The 2,315-nt window shown below is 63.7% G+C and carries 2 protein-coding genes; both read left to right on the top strand.

The genetic code is table 11. The features are described from left to right. Positions 1-36 precede the first annotated feature (36 nt). Positions 37-837, top strand: a complete 801-nt coding sequence (locus ACNPP0_RS19875; protein WP_448706805.1) for a ferredoxin--NADP reductase — start codon at positions 37-39, stop codon at positions 835-837. 212 nt (positions 838-1,049) lie between these two features. Further along, on the top strand, positions 1,050-2,276 hold the full coding sequence (locus tag ACNPP0_RS19870; protein ID WP_448706801.1) for a polyhydroxyalkanoate depolymerase: 1,227 nt from the start codon (positions 1,050-1,052) through the stop codon (positions 2,274-2,276). The last annotated feature ends 39 nt before the right edge of the window (positions 2,277-2,315 follow it).

Raw genomic sequence — 2,315 nt, 5'->3', positions numbered from 1 at the left:
GCGCCCGCTGGGCGGCCGGCCTCGTGCGATGCCCCGATGACCGACGACTCCAAATACACGCGCCAGACCGTAACCCACGTCCACACCTGGGTGCCCGACAAGCTGTTCTCTTTGCGCGTGACGCGCGATGACGCGTATACGTTCGTGCCGGGCCAGTTTGCCCGGGTCGGTCTGCCCGGCGCCGACGATCCCCATGGTCCGCCCACCCTTTGGCGCGCGTATTCCATGGTTTCGGCCCCCCAGGAGTCCGGGCTGGAGTTCTATTCCATCGTTGTGCCCGACGGCCTGTTCAGCCCGCGCATGGCGCAATTGCGCCCGGGTGACGCCCTCTACGTTGAAAAGACGCCCTACGGTTTCCTGACGCTGGAGCGCTTTGCGCCCGGCGGCGACCTCTGGCTGCTGGCCTCCGGCACGGGGCTGTCGGCCTACCTGTCTTTGTTGCGCGATCCGGCCACCTGGCGCGCCTACCGCCGCATCGTCCTGGTGCACGGCGTGCGCACCGTTGCGGAACTTGCTTACCGCGAAGAGATCGAATCGTCACGCAATCGCCCCGAACTGGCTGACCTGTTCGCGGCCGACCCGCACAAGCTTGTCTACCTGCCCATTGCCACGCGGGAGGCTCTACCCGGCATGCCGCAAGAACGCCTGACCACGCTGATCGCCGATGGCCGACTGGAGCAGCTGGCCGGGCTGCCCCTGGATCCGCAGCAGGCCAAGATCATGCTTTGCGGTAACCCCGACATGCTGGCGGACGCCCGCAAGCTTCTGGGCGAACGCGGTTTCAAACCCGGCCGCCGGGGTATCCCCGGCAACCTGGCGGTGGAAAATTACTGGTGATCCCGCACTGCCTGGCGTAGTGCATAAATCCTCCGTTTGGTCTCTGTGCAGGGCGGTAAAACGCCCTAAACTGGTGCTTAATGGGATGACGGGTCTCTTTTTAGCAACATATTCCCGGTTCTTGCGGCAGTTTCTTTAGGCTGATTGGATATATCTTTAGTCCTCGGCGCAATAATCGGGGCACACGCACGACCCAGAAGGACATCACCCAAATGCTGTACCAATTGCACGAAATGCAGCGCGCCTTCCTGACTCCGTTCGCTGCATTCACGGATGCCGGTTCTCAGCTGTTCTCCAGCCCCTACAGCCCCCTCGCTTACACCCCGATTTCCCGCCAAATGGCCGCCGGGTATGAGCTGATGACGCGTATCGGCAAGGAATACCAGAAGCCCGCCTGGAATCTGCCCGCCACCGACATCAACGGCAAATCGGTCCGCGTGACCGAAACCGTTGCGCTGGACAAGCCCTTTTGCCGCCTGGTGCACTTTCACCGCGACGTGCGCGGCGCCGGCAAGGACGACCCCAAGGTGTTGCTGGTGGCGCCGCTGTCGGGCCACCACGCCACCTTGCTGCGCGACACCGTGCGCGCCCTGCTGCCCGGCCATGACGTCTACGTGACGGATTGGGTCGACGCCCGCATGGTGCCGCTGTCCGCGGGGCCGTTCCATTTGAACGACTACGTGCGCTATGTGCAGGATTTCATCCGCCATCTGGGCCCCGACGTGCACGTGATTTCGGTTTGCCAACCCACCGTGCCGGTGCTGGCCGCCGTGTCGCTGATGGCCACCGCCAACGACCCCTGCCAGCCGCGCAGCATGGTGATGATGGGTGGCCCCATCGACCCGCGCCAGTCACCCACGCAGGTCAATCGCCTGGCCACCACCAAGCCGTATTCGTGGTTTGAAAACCAGGTGATCCACCCGGTGCCGCCGCGCTATCCGGGGGCCGGCCGCAAGGTCTACCCAGGCTTTCTGCAGCATGCCGGGTTCATGGCCATGAACCCCGATCGCCACATGAAGTCGCACTACGAGTTCTACCTGGACTTGCTGCGCGGCGACGACAGCGACGCCGAAGCGCATCGCCGCTTCTACGACGAATACAACGCCGTGCTGGACATGCCGGCCGAGTTCTACCTGGACACGATCAAGATGGTCTTCCAGGACTTCGCCTTGCCCAGCGGCACCTGGGAAGTGGACGGCCAGACCGTGCGCCCCGCCGACATCAAAAAGGTTGCCCTGTTCACCATCGAAGGCGAACTTGACGATATTTCGGGACAGGGCCAGACGCGCGCCGCCATCAGGCTGTGCAAGAACATTCCGGCCGAGCGCAAGTCGCATTACACGGCGCCCAATTGCGGCCATTACGGCATTTTCTCGGGCCGCCGCTGGCGTGAAATGATCTGTCCTAAAATTGCCGAGTTCATCCGGCAATCGGCTTGACGACGGCACGGCGCCGTCCTGCACCTGACGCGCGGGCCC

The sequence above is a fragment of the Achromobacter semiaridum genome (genome assembly GCF_053543755.1).
Note: the sequence above shows the minus strand (reverse complement) of the source record. Positions and strands in the feature narration are given on the sequence as shown.